Origin of the sequence: Pantoea sp. JZ29, assembly GCF_035190385.1 — a bacterium.
In the GTDB taxonomy this organism is placed as follows: domain Bacteria; phylum Pseudomonadota; class Gammaproteobacteria; order Enterobacterales; family Enterobacteriaceae; genus Pantoea; species Pantoea stewartii.
The window spans coordinates 198247-217886 of sequence record NZ_CP045241.1; the positions used below are offsets into that span (position 1 = coordinate 198247).

Sequence of the window (19640 nt, forward strand, 5' to 3'; positions counted from 1 at the left end):
AGGCAGCAGAAAAGCCAGCAACGTCGTCCTCCCGGCTCTGACCGGGGTTCTTCAGTTGCTGCCCGTCGCAAGCTGAATAAAGTGGGATGATTGCCCAGTGGGTATAACATCGTCTTTTATCTAGCCACGTAATCAGGCGTTCGTCAAATGACTTAAAGTGAGGGAAACGTGTAGCTAACTGACGGAAATTCATGGAATTTGATAGCGACGAAGCGGGATAAGTTATTCTTATTATCAAATCCCACAGATTGGCAGGGCATTTTGCTGTTAATACAGTGAAATGCCCCGTTTGATGATAATTAGTGACAGAAATGCTGCACAACCTGAGCGATTAAGGCGCGCGTAGGCTGAATAAATGCGGTATCGATAAATTCGTCCGGCTGATGCGCCTGGTTGATAGAACCCGGGCCTAGCACCAGCGTTGGACAAAGTTGCTGGATAAACGGGGCTTCAGTGCAATAATTCACCACTTCTGTCGGTGTACCCAGCAGTTTTTCCACCACCTTGACCAGCTCATGGTCAACCGGACATTCATAGCCCGGAATCGGCGGATGCAATTCTTCGATGGTAATCCGTCCCGGCCAGCGTTCGCTCACCGGCGCCAGTGCCTCATTCAACAGCGCGTCAAGATCGCTCAGCGTCAGCCCCGGCAAAGGGCGGATGTCCATGTGCAATTCGCAGCAGGCGCAGATACGGTTTGCTGCATCACCGCCATGAATATGACCAAAGTTCATTGTGGGATAAGGAATCGCAAAACCATCATGGCTGTAACGGGCTTTCAGCGTATTGCGCAGTTGCATGAGTTCGGTAATCGACTCATGCATCAGCTCAATGGCATTAACGCCGCGACCCGGATCGCTGGAATGGCCAGATTGACCCTGAATACGAATCGCATTCGAGATATGTCCTTTGTGCGCACGGACAGGTTTCAGCGACGTCGGTTCGCCAATAATGGCGCAGTCAGGGCGAAGCTGTGTGGATGCGGCAAAATATGACGCGCCCGCCATGGTGGTTTCTTCATCAGCGGTGGCCAGAATATAAAGCGGCTTACTCAGGGCTGTCACATCCACATCACGGAGCGTGTCCAGAATAAACGCGAAGAAGCCTTTCATATCGGCGGTACCCAGACCGTACAACTTGTTGTCGTGCTCGGTCAGGGTAAAAGGATCGCGAGTCCAGCGACCATCATCAAACGGAACGGTATCGGTGTGCCCGGCAAGCAGCAGACCGCCCGCACCGTTTCCGGTGCGCGCCAGCATATTAAATTTATGCCGCGTGCCCGGCACGGGTTGGACTTCCACGGTAAAACCCAGGTCACGGAACCAGCCAGCCAGTAAATTGATTAAAGTTTCATTGCTCTGATCGAGAGCGGCATCGGTTGCGCTGATAGACGGTGTTGCGATCAACTGGCGGTAGAGTTCGATAAAAGGCGGTAATTTTGTCTTCACTGTTGACGGTCCTTGAGTTAGGATGTATCAATATTCATGCATTAATAGTGAATAAAAATACATTAACGTCGTGTGCATGTGAACCTTAAATCGCTGCAAACGACATCGTGGGCAACGGGGCAAGGCCGCGACCCGGAACGTGTGACTGTAATAAAGGTATACAGCCTGATGTTGAATACGCTGATCGTTGGTGCCAGTGGTTACGCTGGCGTAGAGCTTGCCACCTTCCTTAATCGCCATCCACATATCAACATAACCGCTTTGGCGGTGTCTGCGCAAAGTCCCGATGCGGGTAAGCGCTTGTCCGATCTTTATCCACAGCTGAAAGGCGTGGTGGATCTGCCGCTGCAGCCACTGAGCCGCGCCGACGAATGGGCAGATAAAGTTGATGTGGTGTTTTTGGCGACGGCCCACGAAGTCAGCCACGACCTGGCGCCTGAATTTCTGAAAGCTGGCTGCGTCGTGTTCGATCTGTCCGGCGCTTTCCGCGTCAACGACGGCGAGTTTTACACGCAGTTTTATGGCTTCACGCACCAGCATGGGGACTGGCTGGATAAAGCCGTTTACGGTCTGGCGGAGTTCCAGCAGGAAAAAATCAAAGAAGCACAGCTGATTGCCGTCCCTGGCTGCTATCCCACCGCCTCTCAGTTGGCACTCAAGCCGTTGGTGGATGCCGGTTTACTGAATGAGGCGCAGTGGCCGGTCATCAATGCCACCAGTGGCGTCAGTGGAGCAGGGCGCAAAGCGAATGTTGGTACCAGCTTCTGTGAAGTCAGTCTGCAGCCTTACGGTATTTTTAATCATCGTCATCATCCTGAAATTGTGGCGCACCTGGGTACACCGGTAATTTTTACGCCGCACCTGGGCAGTTTCCCGCGTGGCATCCTGGCCACGATCACCTGCCGTCTTAATGCCGGCGTCAGCCGTGATGATGTCGCTGAGGTCTTTCACAATGCCTACCACGATAAGCCGCTGGTACGCGTTTACGAGCAAGGCGTACCGGCACTGAAAGCCGTGGTCGGTCTGCCTTACTGTGATATTGGCTTTGCCGTACAGGGCGAACACCTGATTGTGGTGGCTGCTGAAGATAACCTGCTTAAAGGGGCAGCCTCTCAGGCAGTACAGTGCCTTAATATTCGTTTCGGTTTCCCTGAAACGCAGTCACTGATTTAACGGACGACTAAACCATGACTAATCCATTAATTATCAAGCTGGGCGGTGTGCTGTTAGACAGCGAAGAAGCACTGGCCCGTTTATTTGACGCGTTGCTGGCCTACCGTTCTGCTCATCAGCGCCCCCTGATTATCGTTCACGGTGGCGGTTGCCTGGTCGATGAACTGATGAAAAAACTGGCGCTGCCGGTGCAAAAGAAGAACGGTTTGCGTGTTACGCCTGCCGATCAGATTGACATCATCACCGGCGCACTGGCTGGTACCGCCAATAAAACGCTGTTGGCCTGGGCGAAAAAATACGGCATTCAGGCCGTCGGTCTGTGTCTGGGCGATGCGGGCCTGGCCAATGTCACCCAGTTAGATGAAGCGCTGGGCCATGTGGGCAACGCAACGCCGGGCAATCCTGCATTAATTAACACGCTGCTGGGTGCAGGTTACATGCCCGTTGTCAGTTCAATCGGCATCACCGACAGCGGTGAGCTCATGAACGTCAATGCCGATCAGGCTGCCACAGCGCTGGCCTCAACGCTGGGTGCTGACTTAGTCTTGTTATCGGACGTCAGCGGCATTCTTGATGGCAAAGGTCAGCGCATCGAAGAAATGACGGCAGATAAAGCAGAACAGCTGATCGCTCAGGGCATCATCACCGATGGCATGATTGTCAAAGTGAACGCTGCGCTGGATGCGGCACGTACGCTGGGCCGTCCGGTCGATATTGCCAGCTGGCGTCATGCCGAGCAGTTACCTACCCTTTTTAATGGCGTGTCCATTGGCACCCGGATTCTCGCTTAACGACTCAGATTCAAGGATTACGAAATGCAAACGCAAAACATCAAAAAAATCGTACTGGCTTACTCCGGTGGTCTGGATACTTCGGCCATTATTCCCTGGCTGAAAGAAAACTATGGCGGCTGTGAAGTGGTCGCGTTCGTGGCGGATATCGGTCAGGAACGTAGCGATCTGGAAGGCGTTGAGAAGAAAGCGCTGCAGTCAGGTGCATCAGAATGTCACGTTGTCGATCTGCGTGAAGAGTTTATCAGTGACTACGTTTATCCGGTGCTGCAGACCGGGGCCCTGTATGAAGGGACGTATCTGCTGGGTACCTCAATGGCGCGTCCTGTCATCGCGAAAGCCCAGGTTGAGCTGGCGCTGAAAGTGGGTGCTGATGCGCTGTGCCACGGTGCCACGGGTAAAGGTAATGACCAGGTGCGTTTCGAAACCACTTACACCGCACTGGCGCCGCAGTTGAAAGTGGTGGCGCCATGGCGCGAGTGGGATCTGCGTTCGCGTGAAGCGCTGCTGGATTATCTGAAAGCGCGCAACATCCCTACCACCGCGTCGCTGGAAAAAATCTACAGCCGTGATGAAAACGCCTGGCACATTTCTACCGAAGGCGGCGTGCTGGAAAGCCCGTCTAACGCACCTAACAAAGATTGCTGGGTCTGGACTGTCGATCCGCTGGAAGCGCCCGATCAGCCAGAAGACGTGACAGTAACCGTTGAAAAAGGCCGCGTGGTGGCGGTGAACGGTGAAAGACTGAGCCCGTTCCAGTGTCTGGAAAAACTGAACGTGCTGGGCGCAAAACATGGCGTGGGCCGTATCGATATCGTTGAAAACCGTCTGGTAGGCATTAAATCACGCGGCTGTTACGAAACCCCTGGCGGCACCATTATGGTTAACGCGCTGCGTGCGGTAGAGCAACTGGTTCTGGATCGCGACAGCTTCAAATGGCGTGAGCAGCTGGGCCATGAAATGTCTTATGTGGTTTACGATGGTCGCTGGTTTGCACCGCTGCGTAAGTCTATCCAGGCGGCGGCAGAGTCGCTGGCGGAAGAGGTTAACGGCGAAGTGGTTCTGCAACTCTACAAAGGTCAGGCCACGGCGACGCAGAAGCGTTCAGCTAACAGCCTGTATTCCGAAGAGTTCGCGACCTTCGGCGAAGACGAAGTTTACGATCATCGTCATGCAGGCGGCTTTATCCGTCTGTTCTCACTCTCTTCACGTATCCGTGCGCTGAACGAGCAGAAAAAGTAATCGCAGGCGGGGATCGCCTCGCCTCTCAGTATGACATCAGGGGCGGCTTTCAGGCCGCCCCTGGTTTAACGACTTGAAGGAGATTCACATGGCACTTTGGGGTGGACGCTTTACCCAGGCAGCAGATCAACGTTTCAAACAGTTCAACGACTCGCTGCGTTTTGATTACCGCCTGGCAGAGCAGGACATCATTGGCTCAGTGGCCTGGTCCAAAGCGCTGGTGACGGTAAATGTCCTGAGCAGTGATGAGCAGCAGCAGCTTGAAGCCGCACTGAACGCATTGCTGGAGGAGGTTCGTGCCAATCCTGAGCAAATCCTGCAAAGCGATGCCGAAGATATTCACAGCTGGGTTGAAGGCCAGTTGATTGAGAAAGTCGGTGCGCTGGGCAAAAAACTGCACACCGGCCGTAGCCGCAATGATCAGGTGGCGACCGACCTGAAACTCTGGTGTAAAGAGCAGGTTGCCGCACTGCTGGATGCCACACGTGAGCTGCAGCAGGCGCTGGTGGCGACTGCCGAAGTCAATCAGGACGCGGTGATGCCGGGCTATACACATTTACAGCGTGCACAGCCGGTGACGTTTGCACACTGGTGCCTCGCTTACGTTGAAATGCTGGCGCGCGATGAAAGCCGTTTGCAGGATACGTTAAAGCGTCTTGATGTCAGCCCGTTAGGTTGTGGTGCACTGGCCGGAACGGCTTACGCTATTGACCGTGAGCAACTGGCAGGCTGGTTAGGCTTTGCGTCTGCAACGCGTAACAGCCTGGATACCGTATCCGACCGTGATCATGTGCTGGAGCTGCTTTCCGATGCGTCAATCGGCATGGTGCACCTTTCACGTTTTGCGGAAGACATGATTTTCTTCAATACCGGCGAAGCCGGCTTTATCGAACTCTCGGATAAAGTCACCTCAGGTTCGTCCCTGATGCCACAGAAGAAAAATCCGGATGCACTGGAGCTGATCCGTGGAAAATGCGGGCGGGTTCAGGGCGCGTTAACCGGCATGATGATGACGCTGAAAGGCCTGCCGCTTGCCTATAACAAAGACATGCAGGAAGACAAAGAAGGGCTGTTTGATGCGCTGGATACCTGGCTGGACTGCCTGCATATGTCCGTGCTGGTGCTGGAAGGTTTGCAGGTAAAACGTCCTCGCTGCCAGGAAGCGGCCGAACAGGGTTACGCAAACTCAACGGAACTGGCCGATTATCTCGTGGCAAAAGGCGTTCCCTTCCGTGAAGCGCACCATATCGTGGGAGAAACGGTCGTTGCAGCGATCGCGCAAGGTGTGGCACTGGAAGCCTTGTCGTTATCTCAGCTTAAGCAGTTCAGTGCTGTTATCGAAGACGATGTCTATCCGGTGCTGGCCCTGTCATCCTGCCTGGATAAGCGCAATGCGCAGGGAGGCGTTTCACCGTCTCAGGTTGCCCGTGCCATTGCGGATGCCAAAGCGCGCTTAGCCTGAGTCGCAGATAAAAAAAGAGCGGGCATACCATGCCCGCCAACCTCTAGCTTCAGAAACTACTTTTATTTTAGGCACATCATCAGACCATCGGTGCTCCCGACCGATGTTCAGATTCGTTACGCTTGTCGTCTGGCCTTCGCCTGTTCAGTTTTTTGTTTTATCAGCGTCGCCAGAAGATTTGCGTCAGCTAAAAACAGCGGATAACGCTGTCTTTATGATTCAGAAAACATTTCCCTGGGTGGCGATGAGTATGAATTTGATGTGGGCATTATTCCCATCCGCTCTTGATAGGGCCAATCGTTGGTTGCTATTCTATCTATCGCCACGAGCTATCGTGGAATGGAGGGTAATAATGAATATCCGTGATCTTGAATATCTGGTTTCGCTTGCTGAACATCGTCACTTCCGACGTGCGGCGGATGCCTGTCATGTCAGTCAGCCGACCTTAAGCGGGCAGATTCGCAAATTAGAAGATGAGTTAGGTGTCATGCTGCTGGAACGTACCAGCCGCAAAGTACTGTTTACGCAGGCCGGTTTGCTGCTGGTCGACCAGGCGCGTACTGTCCTTCGTGAAGTCAAAGTGCTGAAAGAGATGGCCAGTCAGCAGGGCGAAGCGATGTCAGGACCACTGCATATTGGGCTGATTCCCACCACCGGTCCGTATTTACTGCCGCAAATTATTCCTATGCTGCATCAGACTTTTCCAAAGCTGGAAATGTACCTGCATGAAGCACAGACCCAGCAATTGCTGGCTCAGCTCGACAGCGGCAAACTGGACTGCGCGATTCTGGCGCTGGTCAAAGAAAGCGAAGCCTTTATTGAAGTCCCGCTGTTCGATGAACCGATGAAGCTGGCGGTTTATGAGGATCATCCGTGGCGCGAACGCGATCGTGTGCCAATGTCCGATCTGGCTGGTGAAAAACTGCTGATGCTGGAAGACGGCCACTGCCTGCGCGATCAGGCCATGGGTTTTTGTTTTGAAGCGGGTGCAGACGAAGATACCCATTTCCGTGCGACAAGCCTGGAAACGTTGCGCAATATGGTCGCGGCAGGAAGCGGTATTACGTTACTGCCTGCTCTGGCTGTCCCGCCACAGCGTGTGCGTGATGGGGTTTGTTATCTGCCCTGTTATAAGCCGGTACCACAGCGTACGATTGCGCTGGTTTACCGTCCCGGCTCACCTCTGCGCAGCCGTTATGAACAACTGGCAGAGGCAATCCGCACACATATGCAAGGCTATTTCGATACCACGTTAAAACAGGCGGTTTAAACCGTTTAGCGCGGCGACGCGATACGCTTCTGCCATGGTCGGGTAGTTAAAGGTGGTATTCACAAAGTACTCAATTGTGTTGCCACCATTTTTTTGCTCCATGATCGCCTGACCGATATGGATAATCTCCGCAGCACGTTCCCCAAAGCAGTGAATGCCCAGAATCTCTTTGGTTTCACGGTGGAACAGGATCTTCAGACTACCGACGTTCATCCCCACAATCTGCGCACGCGCCAGATGTTTAAACTGCGCACGTCCCACTTCGTAAGGCACTTTCATCGCCGTGAGCTGCTGTTCGGTTTTGCCTACAGAGCTGATTTCCGGAATGGTATAAATCCCGGTCGGAATGTCTTCGATCAGGTGCGCTGAGGCTTCGCCTTTAATGATGGCCTGTGCGGCAATACGGCCCTGATCGTAAGCAGCGGAGGCCAGGCTGGGGTAACCAATGACGTCGCCCACTGCATAAATGTGCGGCTGCGCTGTCTGATACATGCTGTTCACTTTCAACAGCCCACGGCCATCCGCTTCCAGACCGACATTTTCCAGCGACAGTGAATCGGTGTTACCTGTACGGCCGTTCGCATACAGCAGGCAGTCCGCTTTGACTTTCTTGCCGGATTTCAGGTGCATGATAACGCCGTCATCCACGCCTTCAATCTTCTCAAACTCTTCGTTGTGACGAATCACCACGCCGCTGTTCCAGAAGTGATAAGACAGCGAGTCAGACATCTCCTGATCAAGGAACGCCAGCAGGCGGTCACGGGTGTTGATCAGGTCAACCTTGACATTGAGCCCACGGAAAATGGAAGCATATTCACAGCCAATCACGCCCGCGCCATAAATGATGACGTGGCCGGGTTCATGATGCAGGTTCAGAATAGAATCGGAATCGTAAATACGTGGATGGGTAAAGTCGACATCATGCGGATGATAAGGGCGCGAACCACAGGCAATAATAAATTTCCCGGCGGTCAGCTGTTCGCGCGTGCCATCATGATGTTCCACTTCAACCGTGTTGGCATCCACGAAATGCGCATCGCCCTGAAACAGCTCACAGCGATTGCGCTCGTAAAAACCCTGACGCATTGCGGTTTGTTGGCTGATCACGCTTTCCGTGTGATTGAGAATATCGGCAAACGATGAGCGGAGAAGGCGGGTATGGTCACTGTAGAGGGGATTCTGGTTGAACTCGATGATGCGGCTCACAGCATGACGAAGGGCTTTCGAGGGGATCGTACCCCAGTGTGTACAGCCGCCGCCTATGTTGTGATAGCGTTCGATAACCGCGATTCGGGCGCCTTGCTTCACCAGCCCCATCGCCGCACCTTCACCGCCTGGTCCTGATCCAATCACAATGACATCGTAATCGTAAGACTTTTGCATACCGGTACGTCCTATTATTTATACATTTTTACAACGAGATTCTAACATCTCGCCGCGCACTTCTGAATTCTAACAGCGATTTTCATCACGTTTTGGCTTTCAGTGAGGTTTAACACGTCGTCACAAAGTTTGCCGGACTGTACGCTGAATATTTTGTTATAGTGCTGTTTCAGAACCTCACAAGGCAGAGAGAATGGGCGTCAGAGCGCAACAAAAAGAACGTACACGACGTACACTGATTGAAGCTGCCTTCAGTCAGCTCAGCGCCGAACGCAGTTTTGCCAGTCTGAGTTTACGTGAGGTTGCCCGCGAGGCGGGCATCGCGCCAACCTCTTTTTATCGGCACTTTAAAGATGTCGATGAGCTGGGTTTAACCATGGTGGATGAAAGCGGGCTGATGCTGCGGCAGTTGATGCGACAGGCACGTCAACGTATTGCGAAAGGCGGCAGCATCATTAAAACCTCTATCGCCACCTTTATGGAGTTCATCGAAAATAACCCTAATGCGTTTCGGCTGCTGTTACGCGAACGTTCGGGGACGTCTGCGGCTTTCCGTGCGGCGGTTGCGCGTGAAATCCAACATTTTATTGCTGAACTGGCTGATTATCTTGAGGTCGAAAACCGCATGCCGCGCAGCTTCACCGAAGCGCAGGCTGAAGCGATGGTGACTATTGTCTTCAGTGCCGGTGCCGAGGCGCTGGATATTGATATAGCGCAGCGTCGTAAGCTGGAAGATCGTCTGGTATTGCAGTTACGTATGATCGCGAAGGGCGCGTATTACTGGTATCGCCGGGAACAAGAACGCCTGGCGGTAACCCTGGATAAACCTGAAGAGCTATGAATAAGGACCCTGCCATGACCCACCCAAGCTCCCGTGATAAAGGCACGATGTTACTGGCTTTTATCACCGGCCTTGCTATGAACGGCTCGTTCTCTGTGCTGTTTAGTGCTTTCGTTCCTTTTTCTATTTTCCCGTTGATTGCGTTGGGGCTGGCGGCATGGTGCCTGCATCAACGTTACCTGAATAAAAGTATGCCCGATGGGGTTCCGGGGCTGGCTGCGGCCTTCTTCCTGCTGGGAATCCTGGTGTACAGCGCATTAGTGCGTGCCGAATATCCGGATATCGGATCTAACTTTATCCCCACGATTCTTATGGTCGGGCTGGTGTTCTGGATTGCCCTGCGTTACAAGCGCAATCGCAACCGGTAATCACAAAAACGGGAACCCCTGGGTTCCCGTTTTTTTACGCTTTGCGCGTCAGTAGCACACCGCATTCCATATGATGGGTATACGGGAACTGGTCAAACAGGGCCAGTCGCGTGACATCATGGGTTTGCGCCAGCTCCAGCAGATTGTCACACAGGGTTTGCGGGTTGCAGGAAATATACAGGATCGTGCGATAAGCCTGCACCATCCTGACGGTTTCCTCATCCAGCCCACTGCGCGGCGGATCCACAAAGATCGTCTCGCAGTCATAACTCTTCAGGTCGATCCCCTCCAGCCGGTTAAAGCTGCGCACGCCGTTCATTGCCTGGGTAAACTCTTCGGCCGCCATGCGAATAATCTGGACATTATCAATCTGGTTGACGGCAATATTGTACTGGGCCGACGCGACGGATGGCTTGGCAATTTCCGTGGCCAGCACGCGGCGGAAATTTCTGGCCAGCGCCAGCGAGAAGTTGCCATTACCACAGTAGAGTTCCAGTAAATCGCCACGGGAACCCGTTGTCACATCCAGCGCCCATTCCAGCATATGAATGTTCATCGCCGCGTTGGGTTGCGTGAAGCTGTTCTCCACCTGTCGATAAATCATCTCTTTACCGGCGACCGGCAAACGCTCTTCCACGTAATCCCGATCAAGGCAAATTTTGGTCTTAGTGGCGCGACCAATCAGCTGCACATCGACGCCTTCCGCCCGCAACTGATCGCGTAACGTTGTGGCGGCCTGCTGCCATTCCTCATCCAGCTTGCGGTGATAGAGCAGGGAGATGACGATTTGGTTGCTTAGCGTCGACAGATAATCAAGTTGGAACAGCTTATGGCGCAGGATGCGATTATCGCGAATGGCCGCCATCATTTTCGGCATCATCTGGTTAATCAGGGCACTGGCCGCCGGGAACTGGTCAACGCGAATGCGCTGTTTCGTCTCCTGATCGAAAATGATGTGATAAATGTCGTCGCCATCATGCCAGATGCGGAATTCTGCACGCATGCGATAGTGGCTGACCGGTGAACGGAACACCTCCACGGCGGGGGCAGCGAAAGGCGTCATCATCGTTTCTAACCGACTGACTTTTTCCGCCAGCTGCGCGTCATACTGTTCAACAGGGAGATGTTCGGGTGTCATGTTTAATCCTGGTTAATAGCCTGCTTGCCGGGCGATTGTAGGGATTCACCTGCTGATGTCCAGTCCTGCGCGCGCGAGCAGAGCGTCGGGGTGTGCAGATCTGGACTTGCCCGTGCGCGCTTCGTAGACTGCGGGCACCGGCCTCAACCTTGAGTTAACAGGGAATCCAGTGTGAATCTGGAGCTGACGCGCAGCGGTAAGGAATGTCAGGGTGATTGCAATTGCAGACACTGTCCTGCGGGATGGGAAGTCATCACCTGCTATGATTCCCAGCCCGAAGACCTGCCGGTGTGACGTCGCCACGCGTACTATCGACTGTATGCCTGCGGCATCCTTTTTCTTTTGGATGCGATAAAAATGAGTAAAACAACAACCCCGCTGTTTGCCTTCAGTGCAACGGCGATTTTCCTCTGGGCGCAAAATGGCTTTGCACAGAGAAGTGATGATGCGCTCATCGTGACGGCTAATCGTTTTCAACAGCCGGTTTCGTCGGTACTGGCTTCAACCTCGGTGGTGACACGGGATGAGATTGACCTGTGGCAGGCAAAAAATCTGGTAGACGTGCTTCGTCGCCTGCCCGGCGTGGATATTGCGCAGAACGGTGGGATTGGGCAAAGCGCGTCAATGTTTGTGCGAGGCGCTGAAGCGCGCCAGACGTTGATTCTTGTGGATGGCGTGCCCTTTGCCAGACCGGGCATCACCGGTGCAGCGGACTTCAATCTGATTCCGATCTCCCTTATACAACGCGTTGAATTCATTCGCGGGCCGCGCTCCTCCGTCTATGGCGCTGATGCCATTGGCGGAGTGGTAAACGTGATTACTCAAAATCCACAAAATCACAATGTGCTTTCTGCAGGCATGGGGTCAAAGGGATATCAGGAGTACAGCGGGGGCGTAAACCAGAATGTGACCGACCAAACCCGCCTTACCGTCGCCGGTTCTTATCAGGCAACCAATGGCTATAACATCCAGCCTGATTCGACGTCTCCAGCCGATCGCGATCGTGATGGCTGGCGCAACAAAGCGTTCTGGGCAGGGGTTGAGCATAAGTTCAATGACATGTTTTCCGGTTTCTTTCGTGGTTATGGTTATGCGGCGAATACTGACTACGATGCTGGCTTCCCGGGCGGATCGGATGAGCAGCAGATTTATAACCACGCCTTTGATACCGGCCTGCGCTTTACTAAAGGTGATTATTCTTCTCAACTGGTCGCCAGCTACCAAAAGTACAAAATATATAATTATGTTGGCGCTGAGGGACGTTACGCAGACTCCAATACGCTGGATGATATGGATCAGCGCAACCTTCAATGGGGGAACGCCTTCGCAGTCGGTTATGGCACGGTGAGTACCGGGATTGACTGGCAGCGGCAAGCGTTGAGCTCAGTAGGCCAACTCTTTTCTGGCCAGCCCAGAGAAACGGACCGCTATAAGCAGGATAATACCGGGGCATATCTGACGACGCAGCAGCAATTGGGCACTGTTACGCTTGAAGGGGCTGTCCGGGGAGACGATAACCAGGATTATGGCCGTCATGGTACCTGGCAAACGGCGGCTGGATGGGAGTTTGTGCCGGGTTATAAGGCATCGCTCTCCTATGGCACCGGTTTCCAGGCACCGACGCTGGGGCAGCTTTATGGCCAAAAGCATTTTGGCATTAGCGCCAATCCCGATTTGCAGCCTGAGAAATCAAAACAATGGGAAGCTGCGCTCGAAGGGTTAAGTGGCCCCGTTAACTGGCGGCTGGCGGCCTACCGTAATCACGTCACGAACCTGATTGACTATGCGTCCGATCCGGTGACATTCCAGGGCGGCTATTTCAATCAGAAAGCGGTGACAATGAAAGGTATTGAAGCCACCGCAGACTTCGATACGTCTTTCCTGCATCATCAAATCACCTTAGGCTATCTTGATGCCCGACGCGATTCGGATGATGAAGTCCTGGCTCGCCGGTCTCGTCAACAGATGAAATATCAGTTGGGTGTAACGGTTTATGAGGCTGATATAGATGTTATTTACCAGTATTTTGGCAAGCGTTATGACAATAACACGAGCCAGTACACGAGTGAGCAGCGCCGTTTGCCGGCCTACAGCACCGTTGATCTCGCCGTATCGTATCCTGTCACATCACATCTGACCGTTCGTGGTAGAATTGCCAACCTGTTCGATAAAGATTACGAGACAGCGTATGGCTACCAGACTCCAGGAAGAGAGTATTACCTCAACGGAAGCTACTGCTTCTGACCTGCGCCCGACTGTGCTGGTGTTTGATTCCGGCGTAGGCGGGCTTTCTGTCTATGATGAGGTTCGGCAACTCCTGCCGGACCTGCATTATCTTTATGCGTTCGATAATGCCGGTTTTCCTTACGGTGAGAAAACCGAGACCTTTATTGTCGAGCGCGTTGTTGCGATGGTTGATGCCATTACTCGCCGTCATCCCATTTCTCTCGTCATTATTGCCTGTAATACCGCCAGCACCGTCACTTTGCCTGCATTACGTGAGCGATTTGCCTTTCCGGTTGTCGGCGTTGTACCGGCAATCAAACCGGCTGCACGCCTTACACGTAACGGTGTGGTCGGGCTGCTGGCGACGCGCGCAACGGTCCGGCGTTCGTACACGCATGATCTGGTGTCGCAGTTTGCTAAAACCTGCAAGATTGAAATGCTGGGCTCAGCCGAGCTGGTGGAGTTAGCCGAAGCCAAGCTTCATGGCGACAAGGTTTCACTGGATGATGTCAGGCGCATTGTGCAACCCTGGTTACGTATGACGGAGCCACCGGATACTGTCGTATTAGGCTGCACGCACTTTCCTTTACTTCGCGATGAGCTTCAGCACGTCCTGCCTGAAGGTACGCGTTTAATTGACTCCGGTGCCGCAATAGCCAGACGTACAGCCTGGCTACTGGACAATGAAGCACCCGAAGTCCGCTCGCCGGATCAAAACATGGCGTTTTGCACTGAGCTGGATGAAGAGGCGGCGCAATTATCGCCGGTTTTACAGCGTTATGGCTTCCCGTTGCTTGAAAAACTGGCGCTTTAGCGGGTTTTTGCTGAAAAAAACAGCACTCGAAAAATTAATTGAAATTAGCCCTTGTCAGCTTCGAAGAACTCCCTATAATGCGCCTCCACTGACACGGCACAACGCAATACGAAGCGCCGGGTTGAGTAAGGTTCAGAATGATTCGAACCGATGAGTTTAGCAAAAATAAGTGCTTGACTCATAAAGCGGAAAGCGTAATATATGCAGCCCGCGCCACAGAGAAGTGTGGCACTGCTCTTTAACAATTTATCAGACAATCTGTGTGGGCACTCGCAGGATTGATATCCGCGTCTCCGGACGCAAAAAAATATCAAGTCTTAAGAGTGAACACGTATTGAAATTCATTACGACGTTTTCCTTGAGCATCGCTGCACTGGTTGCAGCAAATCAAACTTTAAATTGAAGAGTTTGATCATGGCTCAGATTGAACGCTGGCGGCAGGCCTAACACATGCAAGTCGGACGGTAGCACAGAGGAGCTTGCTCCTCGGGTGACGAGTGGCGGACGGGTGAGTAATGTCTGGGAAACTGCCCGATGGAGGGGGATAACTACTGGAAACGGTAGCTAATACCGCATAACGTCGCAAGACCAAAGTGGGGGACCTCCGGGCCTCACACCATCGGATGTGCCCAGATGGGATTAGCTTGTAGGCGGGGTAACGGCCCACCTAGGCGACGATCCCTAGCTGGTCTGAGAGGATGACCAGCCACACTGGAACTGAGACACGGTCCAGACTCCTACGGGAGGCAGCAGTGGGGAATATTGCACAATGGGCGCAAGCCTGATGCAGCCATGCCGCGTGTATGAAGAAGGCCTTCGGGTTGTAAAGTACTTTCAGCGGGGAGGAAGGTGGTGAGGTTAATAACCTCAGCAATTGACGTTACCCGCAGAAGAAGCACCGGCTAACTCCGTGCCAGCAGCCGCGGTAATACGGAGGGTGCAAGCGTTAATCGGAATTACTGGGCGTAAAGCGCACGCAGGCGGTCTGTTAAGTCAGATGTGAAATCCCCGGGCTTAACCTGGGAACTGCATTTGAAACTGGCAGGCTTGAGTCTCGTAGAGGGGGGTAGAATTCCAGGTGTAGCGGTGAAATGCGTAGAGATCTGGAGGAATACCGGTGGCGAAGGCGGCCCCCTGGACGAAGACTGACGCTCAGGTGCGAAAGCGTGGGGAGCAAACAGGATTAGATACCCTGGTAGTCCACGCCGTAAACGATGTCGACTTGGAGGTTGTTCCCTTGAGGAGTGGCTTCCGGAGCTAACGCGTTAAGTCGACCGCCTGGGGAGTACGGCCGCAAGGTTAAAACTCAAATGAATTGACGGGGGCCCGCACAAGCGGTGGAGCATGTGGTTTAATTCGATGCAACGCGAAGAACCTTACCTACTCTTGACATCCAGCGAACTTTCCAGAGATGGATTGGTGCCTTCGGGAACGCTGAGACAGGTGCTGCATGGCTGTCGTCAGCTCGTGTTGTGAAATGTTGGGTTAAGTCCCGCAACGAGCGCAACCCTTATCCTTTGTTGCCAGCGATTCGGTCGGGAACTCAAAGGAGACTGCCGGTGATAAACCGGAGGAAGGTGGGGATGACGTCAAGTCATCATGGCCCTTACGAGTAGGGCTACACACGTGCTACAATGGCGCATACAAAGAGAAGCGACCTCGCGAGAGCAAGCGGACCTCATAAAGTGCGTCGTAGTCCGGATCGGAGTCTGCAACTCGACTCCGTGAAGTCGGAATCGCTAGTAATCGTGGATCAGAATGCCACGGTGAATACGTTCCCGGGCCTTGTACACACCGCCCGTCACACCATGGGAGTGGGTTGCAAAAGAAGTAGGTAGCTTAACCCTCGGGAGGGCGCTTACCACTTTGTGATTCATGACTGGGGTGAAGTCGTAACAAGGTAACCGTAGGGGAACCTGCGGTTGGATCACCTCCTTACCTGAAGATACCTTCGTGCGAAGTGCTCACACAGATTGTCTGATAGAAAGTCACGAGCAGAAAAAACCTCTACAGGCTTGTAGCTCAGGTGGTTAGAGCGCACCCCTGATAAGGGTGAGGTCGGTGGTTCAAGTCCACTCAGGCCTACCAAATTTCTCCTCATGCTGCGTTATGCGCGCGGTCGTTTACAGAGGTAAACTTCCCTTCCGCATGCCTTGCCTGAGAAGAAATTGCATTCCTCCATGCGAAGAATGTGTACTCGGTTGAGTGGTAGTAGTGGTCTCTGCAGTAACTGTATGGGGCTATAGCTCAGCTGGGAGAGCGCCTGCCTTGCACGCAGGAGGTCAGCGGTTCGATCCCGCTTAGCTCCACCATACTTGCTGTTTTTTCTGACAATACTTCAGAGCGTACCGGCGACGGTGTGCTGCGAAGTATTATGCTCTTTAACAATCCGGAACAAGCTGAAAATTTGAAACGACGCACGTCGTGTTCCTCCGTAATAAGGAACACAGCACGATGCGTTCGGGTCTCTCAAAAGCTCATAACACGCAAGCGCAAAACGCCTGTGGGTTGTGAGGTTAAGCGACCAAGCGTACACGGTGGATGCCCTGGCAGTCAGAGGCGATGAAGGGCGTGCTAATCTGCGATAAGCGCCGGTAAGGTGATATGAACCGCTACAACCGGCGATACCCGAATGGGGAAACCCAGTGTGACTCGTCACACTATCATGCAGTGAATACATAGCGGCATGAGGCGAACCGGGGGAACTGAAACATCTAAGTACCCCGAGGAAAAGAAATCAACCGAGATTCCCCCAGTAGCGGCGAGCGAACGGGGAGGAGCCCAGAACCTGCATCAGCTTGTGCATCAGTGGAAGCGTCTGGAAAGTCGCAGGGTACAGGGTGATACTCCCGTACACAAAGGTGCATGAGTTGTGAGTTCGATGAGTAAGGCGGGACACGTGGTATCCTGTCTGAATATGGGGGGACCATCCTCCAAGGCTAAATACTCCTGACTGACCGATAGTGAACCAGTACCGTGAGGGAAAGGCGAAAAGAACCCCGGCGAGGGGAGTGAAACAGAACCTGAAACCGTGTACGTACAAGCAGTGGGAGCACCTTCGTGGTGTGACTGCGTACCTTTTGTATAATGGGTCAGCGACTTATATTCTGTAGCAAGGTTAACCGTATAGGGGAGCCGCAGGGAAACCGAGTCTTAACTGGGCGTTAAGTTGCAGGGTATAGACCCGAAACCCGGTGATCTAGCCATGGGCAGGTTGAAGGTTGGGTAACACTAACTGGAGGACCGAACCGACTAATGTTGAAAAATTAGCGGATGACCTGTGGCTGGGGGTGAAAGGCCAATCAAACCGGGAGATAGCTGGTTCTCCCCGAAAGCTATTTAGGTAGCGCCTCGTGAACTCATCTCCGGGGGTAGAGCACTGTTTCGGCTAGGGGGCCATCCCGGCTTACCAACCCGATGCAAACTGCGAATACCGGAGAATGTTATCACGGGAGACACACGGCGGGTGCTAACGTCCGTCGTGAAGAGGGAAACAACCCAGACCGCCAGCTAAGGTCCCAAAGTCATGGTTAAGTGGGAAACGATGTGGGAAGGCACAGACAGCCAGGATGTTGGCTTAGAAGCAGCCATCATTTAAAGAAAGCGTAATAGCTCACTGGTCGAGTCGGCCTGCGCGGAAGATGTAACGGGGCTAAACCATGCACCGAAGCTGCGGCAGCGACGCGTAAGCGTTGCTGGGTAGGGGAGCGTTCTGTAAGCCGTTGAAGGTGTGCTGTGAGGCATGCTGGAGGTATCAGAAGTGCGAATGCTGACATAAGTAACGATAAACAAGGTGAAAAACCTTGTCGCCGGAAGACCAAGGGTTCCTGTTCAACGTTAATCGGAGCAGGGTGAGTCGACCCCTAAGGCGAGGCCGAAAGGCGTAGTCGATGGGAAACAGGTTAATATTCCTGTACTTGGTGTTACTGCGAAGGGGGGACGGAGAAGGCTATATCGGCCGGGCGACGGTTGTCCCGGTTTAAGCGTGTAGGTGTGTGCGCCAGGCAAATCCGGTGCACTTTACACTGAGGCGTGACGACGAGGCACTACGGTGCTGAAGTGATAAATGCCCTGCTTCCAGGAAAAGCCTCTAAGCATCAGGTAACACGAAATCGTACCCCAAACCGACACAGGTGGTCAGGTAGAGAATACCCAGGCGCTTGAGAGAACTCGGGTGAAGGAACTAGGCAAAATGGTGCCGTAACTTCGGGAGAAGGCACGCTGGCGCGTAGGTGAAGGGACTTGCTCCCGGAGCCGAGGCCAGTCGAAGATACCAGCTGGCTGCAACTGTTTATTAAAAACACAGCACTGTGCAAACACGAAAGTGGACGTATACGGTGTGACGCCTGCCCGGTGCCGGAAGGTTAATTGATGGGGTTATCCGTAAGGAGAAGCTCTTGATCGAAGCCCCGGTAAACGGCGGCCGTAACTATAACGGTCCTAAGGTAGCGAAATTCCTTGTCGGGTAAGTTCCGACCTGCACGAATGGCGTAATGATGGCCAGGCTGTCTCCACCCGAGACTCAGTGAAATTGAAATCGCTGTGAAGATGCAGTGTACCCGCGGCAAGACGGAAAGACCCCGTGAACCTTTACTACAGCTTGACACTGAACACTGAGCCTTGATGTGTAGGATAGGTGGGAGGCTTTGAAGCGTGGACGCCAGTCTGCGTGGAGCCGTCCTTGAAATACCACCCTTTAATGTTTGGTGTTCTAACGTGGGCCCGTGATCCGGGCTGCGGACAGTGTCTGGTGGGTAGTTTGACTGGGGCGGTCTCCTCCCAAAGCGTAACGGAGGAGCACGAAGGTTGGCTAATCCTGGTCGGACATCAGGAGGTTAGTGCAATGGCATAAGCCAGCTTGACTGCGAGAGTGACGGCTCGAGCAGGTGCGAAAGCAGGTCATAGTGATCCGGTGGTTCTGAATGGAAGGGCCATCGCTCAACGGATAAAAGGTACTCCGGGGATAACAGGCTGATACCGCCCAAGAGTTCATATCGACGGCGGTGTTTGGCACCTCGATGTCGGCTCATCACATCCTGGGGCTGAAGTAGGTCCCAAGGGTACGGCTGTTCGCCGTTTAAAGTGGTACGCGAGCTGGGTTTAGAACGTCGTGAGACAGTTCGGTCCCTATCTGCCGTGGGCGCTGGAGAATTGAGGGGGGTTGCTCCTAGTACGAGAGGACCGGAGTGAACGCACCGCTGGTGTCCGGGTTGTCACGCCAGTGGCACTGCCCGGTAGCTAAGTGCGGAAAAGATAAGTGCTGAAAGCATCTAAGCACGAAACTTGCCCCGAGATGAGTTCTCCCTGAGGCTCCGAGCCTCCTGAAGGGACGTTGAAGACGACGACGTTGATAGGCCGGGTGTGTAAGCGCAGCGATGCGTTGAGCTTACCGGTACTAATGACCCGTGAGGCTTAACCTTACAACGCCAGAGGCGTTTTGGTTTGAGAGACAGAAGAATTTTCAGCCTTGTTTACCGGATAACG

At 53.4% G+C, this 19640-nt stretch carries 12 protein-coding genes, 2 tRNA genes, 2 rRNA genes and 1 riboswitch; of the genes, 13 read left to right on the forward strand and 3 right to left on the reverse strand.

Going from position 1 to position 19640, the window contains the following annotated elements; genetic code table 11:
* Positions 1-299: 299 nt before the first annotated feature.
* A complete protein-coding gene (gene argE / locus GC090_RS00930) occupies positions 300-1448 on the reverse strand; it encodes an acetylornithine deacetylase (RefSeq protein WP_324020686.1) in 1149 nt (382 codons plus the stop codon).
* 168 nt (positions 1449-1616) lie between these two features.
* Between argE and argC the strand changes: the two genes are divergently transcribed.
* The 5 genes from argC (at position 1617) to oxyR (ending at position 7386) form a co-directional block, all read left to right on the forward strand.
* Positions 1617-2621, forward strand: a complete 1005-nt coding sequence (gene argC, locus GC090_RS00935) for an N-acetyl-gamma-glutamyl-phosphate reductase (protein ID WP_324020687.1) — start codon at positions 1617-1619, stop codon at positions 2619-2621.
* Positions 2622-2635: 14 nt separating this feature from the next.
* Positions 2636-3412, forward strand: a complete 777-nt coding sequence (argB, locus tag GC090_RS00940) for an acetylglutamate kinase (protein WP_324020688.1) — start codon at positions 2636-2638, stop codon at positions 3410-3412.
* A 24-nt stretch (positions 3413-3436) separates the two neighbouring features.
* Positions 3437-4654, forward strand: a complete 1218-nt coding sequence (locus tag GC090_RS00945; RefSeq protein WP_324020689.1) for an argininosuccinate synthase — start codon at positions 3437-3439, stop codon at positions 4652-4654.
* Between the two features lie 88 nt (positions 4655-4742).
* Complete coding sequence (argH, locus tag GC090_RS00950) at positions 4743-6116, forward strand: argininosuccinate lyase (protein WP_033738117.1); 1374 nt, start codon at positions 4743-4745, stop codon at positions 6114-6116.
* Between the two features lie 352 nt (positions 6117-6468).
* The gene (oxyR, locus tag GC090_RS00955; RefSeq protein ID WP_006121171.1) at positions 6469-7386 is read left to right on the forward strand and encodes a DNA-binding transcriptional regulator OxyR; all 918 of its coding nucleotides are present in this window, start codon (positions 6469-6471) and stop codon (positions 7384-7386) included.
* On the opposite strand, the gene sthA is transcribed toward oxyR, so the two are convergent.
* Positions 7369-8769, reverse strand: coding sequence for a Si-specific NAD(P)(+) transhydrogenase (gene sthA, locus GC090_RS00960; protein WP_033738119.1), 1401 nt, complete (start codon positions 8767-8769; stop codon positions 7369-7371). The two genes, oxyR and sthA, sit on opposite strands and share 18 nt — an antisense overlap.
* Before the next feature lie 193 nt (positions 8770-8962).
* On the opposite strand from sthA, the gene fabR reads away from it, so the two are divergent.
* Positions 8963-9610 (forward strand): HTH-type transcriptional repressor FabR, encoded by a 648-nt coding sequence (gene fabR / locus GC090_RS00965; RefSeq protein WP_006121169.1) that lies wholly within the window; start codon positions 8963-8965, stop codon positions 9608-9610.
* Between the two features lie 14 nt (positions 9611-9624).
* A complete protein-coding gene (locus tag GC090_RS00970; RefSeq protein WP_006121168.1) occupies positions 9625-9978 on the forward strand; it encodes a YijD family membrane protein in 354 nt (117 codons plus the stop codon).
* 34 nt (positions 9979-10012) lie between these two features.
* Here GC090_RS00970 and trmA read toward each other — a convergent pair whose 3' ends face one another.
* Entirely contained in the window at positions 10013-11116 is a 1104-nt protein-coding gene (gene trmA / locus GC090_RS00975; protein ID WP_324020690.1) for a tRNA (uridine(54)-C5)-methyltransferase TrmA, read from the reverse strand.
* Between the two features lie 121 nt (positions 11117-11237).
* Positions 11238-11421: riboswitch (cobalamin riboswitch) on the forward strand.
* A 52-nt stretch (positions 11422-11473) separates the two neighbouring features.
* Between trmA and btuB the strand changes: the two genes are divergently transcribed.
* From btuB to GC090_RS01005, 6 genes are all read left to right on the forward strand, one after another.
* Positions 11474-13360 (forward strand): TonB-dependent vitamin B12 receptor BtuB, encoded by a 1887-nt coding sequence (btuB, locus tag GC090_RS00980; protein ID WP_324020691.1) that lies wholly within the window; start codon positions 11474-11476, stop codon positions 13358-13360.
* The gene (murI, locus tag GC090_RS00985) at positions 13305-14156 is read left to right on the forward strand and encodes a glutamate racemase (RefSeq protein WP_054632891.1); all 852 of its coding nucleotides are present in this window, start codon (positions 13305-13307) and stop codon (positions 14154-14156) included. The genes btuB and murI overlap by 56 nt, the downstream gene beginning before the upstream one ends.
* 396 nt (positions 14157-14552) lie before the next feature.
* Positions 14553-16094, forward strand: a 16S ribosomal RNA gene (locus GC090_RS00990).
* A gap of 73 nt (positions 16095-16167) precedes the next feature.
* Positions 16168-16244 (forward strand) — tRNA-Ile (locus tag GC090_RS00995).
* 148 nt (positions 16245-16392) lie between these two features.
* A tRNA-Ala gene (locus tag GC090_RS01000) sits at positions 16393-16468 on the forward strand.
* A 202-nt stretch (positions 16469-16670) separates the two neighbouring features.
* Positions 16671-19576, forward strand: a 23S ribosomal RNA gene (locus GC090_RS01005).
* Together the 16S and 23S rRNA genes with 2 tRNA genes alongside form the textbook arrangement of a ribosomal RNA operon.
* Positions 19577-19640: the final 64 nt, after the last annotated feature.